The sequence below is a fragment of the Phaeobacter sp. CAU 1743 genome, assembly GCF_039839315.1.
Taxonomy (GTDB): Bacteria; Pseudomonadota; Alphaproteobacteria; order Rhodobacterales; family Rhodobacteraceae; genus Phycobacter; species Phycobacter gallaeciensis_A.
The window spans coordinates 1-3,951 of record NZ_JBDOQR010000143.1 but is presented as its reverse complement, the minus strand read 5'-3'; the positions used below and the strand labels follow the sequence as shown (position 1 = coordinate 3,951).

Genomic DNA, 3,951 nt, shown 5'->3' with positions numbered 1-3,951 from the left:
CCGCATTGGAAAAACACCGCGACCCACAAAATGATGCGCTGGTTGACCCGTTGGATCAAGCCGCATAACCATGAAATCCGCAGCGTCGCCCGAAACGCTTTTCAACATCGTTCGGGACATTCCCGCCGCCCAGCCTGTAGCCGACTTGTCGCGGTCCATAGCATGGATTTCAAGTTGAACATCTGAGTATGCCTCATAACGGTCGAAATCCGATGCCTCTTCAATGCCCGACACCATGGGAACATCCCGAACAACGCTGGTTGGAATATCCGTTCGGTCAACAACGAGAGGCGCATTCTCTTCCCGCTTGCTCGGCAGAAAAAAACTTCTCGATTTGCGAAGCAATCTCTTCACAGCAGTAGGTTTTTCAAATTTTGCCTTCAAGATATCCATGATTTGGTCAACGGACTTGCCTGTATCTTGTGAAAGCTCTTGCAGCAAACCATTCAACATTTTCCGGAGACTGTGATCCTCAATGGTTTTCAAAGCCGCATCACGCGCAAAACTAACCCCATAGAAGACAACAACCATAAAGACTACAGTTGCTATTGTTTCGTATTTTTCGGGGAAACTCGTCTCAAACAACTCCTCAAGCAGCAAGGGAACCTCCCTGCTCAGGTCGTCTTGGAAAGTCACGAAAAGAGTAAGAAACAACACCTCTCGCAGAGGGCTTTCCTGCGATATCCTCTTGATGCCAACATCGCAGCGCGCGATCTCCAAGCCGTCTATAAGACTTGGAAGTAGCGAGATAGCGTCTCTCGAAATCGCGTCCGTCGCCTGCAACGCTTCGACGACGTCGGCAATTGGAGTGACACCTTTTGTTTGGTATGAGATCGATAAAGGAAGGGAAATTTCCACCATGAAAAGTATTCTCTAAACAATCATTGATTGTCACAGTCATTCCACGGCAAGCTCTTCGAGTCCAGAAAACTAACACGCACAGTCCTTTACAGCCTCTTGCGCCAATACTCCGCCTGTTCTAGCAGCCCTTGGGCGGTCTTAATCTCGATGCCCATTTCGTGCGCGATCTCTGAAATGGACGCGCCTGCATCCCACTGGCGAAGCGCATGATCGGACATGTACGCCTTGCGCAGTCCGTGACAGCTCGGCAGCTCAAGGATGCAATGGGCGTGGCTCTTGCTCAGCAGCATCGCAGCCTCGACGCCGATCATAGCGGCGATCCGATGATCCTCTTTCATGTCGCCCGGAACATAGAGCTGGCGGCGCCATTTCCGCCCGCCGGTCGGCCGCGTACCCTCGACTAGGCGGACCGCGTTCCTGCGACCGATCACCTCGGCGATCTCCTGCACGCTTTCGGGCAGCGGCACATTCTTCCCGCGCTCGGCGGCGAACTCTGCCAGCGGGTAGCGAACGACTGCAGGCAAGTCGGGTTGAAACAGCGTCGGCGCGGATGCCGTCGGCTGACGCTGCCCAGCGCGTTGTGCCTGGTCGAGAAGTTTCCGCAGGTTCGCGTTCTCGTGTTTCAAGTCCTCGACAACGCCCATGGGTTACCCTTTGGCCCTTGTGATATGGATCTCCACACCCTGCGCGGCAAGGATCGCCTTTTTCAGCTTGAACACGTCGGTTTCGTGGCCCTTGCGATCCTCGATCACGGTGATGCCCAGCGCGTTATCGACATAGACGAAATCCGCCTTGTAGACACGCTGCTGTTTCCCGCTGTCTGTCATGACCGGCCCGTCCCGTCCGATCAGCCCGATATCGACCTGGCGGCGCAACCCGCAGATCTCACCAGCTTCCTGCAACAGCTTCAATTCCTCCCAGCGCTGGGCCTCTGTCTTGCTGTCGTGGGTGATACCATCTGGCGTGATGGTCCGCTTGGTGCCGCGCACCCGGCGCCGGTCCTTGTCGGGGCCGCCCGGTGCCTGCTGCGTTGCCCGGAATTCCTCTAAGGTCATGCGTTCCATCGCCCTGCCCTCACATGCCCAGCGCTTCTTTGTACATGTCGAGGACCGCCTCTTCCTCGGCGATGTCGTCGTTATCCCGCTTACGCAGGGCGATGACCTTCCGCATGACCTTGGTGTCGTATCCGCGCGCCTTGGCTTCGGCCATTACCTCTTTCTGCTGTTCGGCGATGTCCTGCTTTTCCGCGTCCAGGCGTTCAAAGCGCTCGATGAACTGGCGCAGCTCCCCGGCGGTCACACGGTAGTTTTCGCTCTTCTCGTCTTCGCTGTTGTCCATTGTCACTATCGCTTCCTTTCCTGTGCTGCTTTCAGGCGCTGACCTGCGAATTTCAGCGCGCGGGCTGTGTCTCCGGCGTGTGGGTGTTCATGAGGTTTCCGGCTCAGCCAGTTCTGTGTTCGCCAGCCTTCGCGGATCTCGTCGATGGAATTGAACCGCGCCTTGCGCACGGTGGTCTTTGCTGGCCCCTTGCAGGGTTGCGGGGCGCGGATCACGCAATCGCCCAGCGCGATATCGACAGTCACGACCACAGCGCCGAAACGGTGCCCGTGGGTGTCGGGGTCAGCATGAACGCTCATTGGGCCACCTCGAGCATTGCTTGCGCATCGGCGTCGGTGATGTTGAGCCCAGCGCTGCGACAGTCCGCAGCTGACACCTTCCCGGCACGGATGCACTTCGCTGCCGTGTCCAGGCTGATCTTGCCGAACATGAAATGGCCCATGTCGATGCTGCGGATGGTCTTTGCCCAATGCTCGACGAAATCAGCGTCGGACGCGCTGGGCGTGGCTGTCTGAGCCGGGATGTAAGCCCGCCAGAAACCATCCTCGAAAAACCGATCACTGCGGCGGATGTAGCGCGGGGCGTTGCCCTGCTGCTCGACGGCATAGGCTTTGGCCGCTGCGAGGATTTGGTCGGCGATAGCCCCGGCCTCCAAGGCCCTGCTGATCGCCCGGCGGGTCGCCTTCTCTGTCGCCAGCTTGGGAAACACCCGCTCGAACTCTTTCAGCAAATCATCCGAACAAGGATCATTCGTGAGCGCGGATTGATCCGCGCAAGGTTCCTTTACTGGTTCCTTTACTGGTTCTTCCTTATATACAACTCCGGTTTTCCGGAGATGGTTTTGCCCAAAAACCGGAGATGGATCGGTCGAAAAACCGGAGATGGACCCATCTCCACTATTTGGAGTTGGTGCGCCGCTTTGTTCCGGCTTTGGTCCCTTCCCACCATCTCCACTATTTGGAGTTGGCTCTTGGGAGCCGCCCATTTCAAAACCCAAGATATAGTGGGTCGCCTCGCGCTTGCCTGTCTTGGGATTAGTGCGCTGTTCACGCCGAATGAAGCCCTTTCCCTCGAGCCCGGCCAGCGCGTCGTTCACTGAGCTGTTGCCACGCCCCGTCTTCGACATGATGTAGCTCTGCTTGGGAAAGCAGCCCGCAGACGGGTTGTGGCAGTCACACAGGACGAACAGTATCCGGAACTCGGCGTTCGTCAGCTCCTTCGGCGGAATGTCTGCAAGCCAGTTTGTCGCCTTGTGGCTCATGCTGCCCTCCCTGGTGAGAAATACTGGCGGTGACGGGATAGCCCGCCTCTGGCGCCCGCCTGCGCCCCGGTGATCGTGCTTGTCGGGCGTACTACTGCCCTCAGGCCGCGCCAGGTCCCGACGACAGCACGATCTTGGTGTTCCGCTGTCCCGTGATGTTCAGCGTGAAAGTCCCCCGGCGCTTGTTCCGAGTTGTTTGGAAAACTGCCCATGGACAGATGCAATCTATCCGTTACTGTTTGGGTGCGGGCCGCACCTCGCACGTGCAGCCCGCTACACCCCTTCCTTCGAACACAAGAAAGGAGCGATTTCGAAATGGTATTTTCACAGCATGAGTTGTTGCCATGAACTGGCAAACCCACTTTGAACCGCCCCGGGTTTACCGGAGAGTAAAACTCTCAAAGGATGAAGGTCGTGTCGCGAATGCTGTGGAAATTCCCTGGCGGCGCGCTCCGGGCATGTGAAGGGTCGGTGTTTTAGGCTGCGAGGTC

6 protein-coding genes are annotated in these 3,951 nt (G+C 57.4%); all 6 read right to left on the bottom strand.

Annotated features, from left to right (window positions below; all coding sequences use genetic code 11):
- The coding region (locus AAFO90_RS24190) for a hypothetical protein (RefSeq protein ID WP_347511096.1) at positions 1 to 861 on the bottom strand (861 nt) is incomplete at its 3' end.
- Positions 862 to 947: 86 nt separating this feature from the next.
- A complete protein-coding gene (locus AAFO90_RS24185; protein WP_347511095.1) occupies positions 948 to 1,505 on the bottom strand; it encodes a hypothetical protein in 558 nt (185 codons plus the stop codon).
- Positions 1,506 to 1,508: 3 nt separating this feature from the next.
- Complete coding sequence (locus AAFO90_RS24180; protein WP_347511094.1) at positions 1,509 to 1,925, bottom strand: DUF1064 domain-containing protein; 417 nt, start codon at positions 1,923 to 1,925, stop codon at positions 1,509 to 1,511.
- Between the two features lie 10 nt (positions 1,926 to 1,935).
- Complete coding sequence (locus AAFO90_RS24175) at positions 1,936 to 2,199, bottom strand: DUF2312 domain-containing protein (protein WP_347511097.1); 264 nt, start codon at positions 2,197 to 2,199, stop codon at positions 1,936 to 1,938.
- Between the two features lie 5 nt (positions 2,200 to 2,204).
- The gene (locus tag AAFO90_RS24170) at positions 2,205 to 2,498 is read right to left on the bottom strand and encodes a hypothetical protein (protein ID WP_347511093.1); all 294 of its coding nucleotides are present in this window, start codon (positions 2,496 to 2,498) and stop codon (positions 2,205 to 2,207) included.
- Positions 2,495 to 3,460 carry a helix-turn-helix domain-containing protein gene (locus AAFO90_RS24165; protein WP_347511092.1) on the bottom strand — a complete coding sequence of 322 codons (966 nt, stop codon included), beginning with the start codon at positions 3,458 to 3,460 and terminating at the stop codon, positions 2,495 to 2,497. Before AAFO90_RS24165 ends, AAFO90_RS24170 begins: the two co-directional genes overlap by 4 nt.
- Between the last annotated feature and the right edge of the window lie 491 nt (positions 3,461 to 3,951).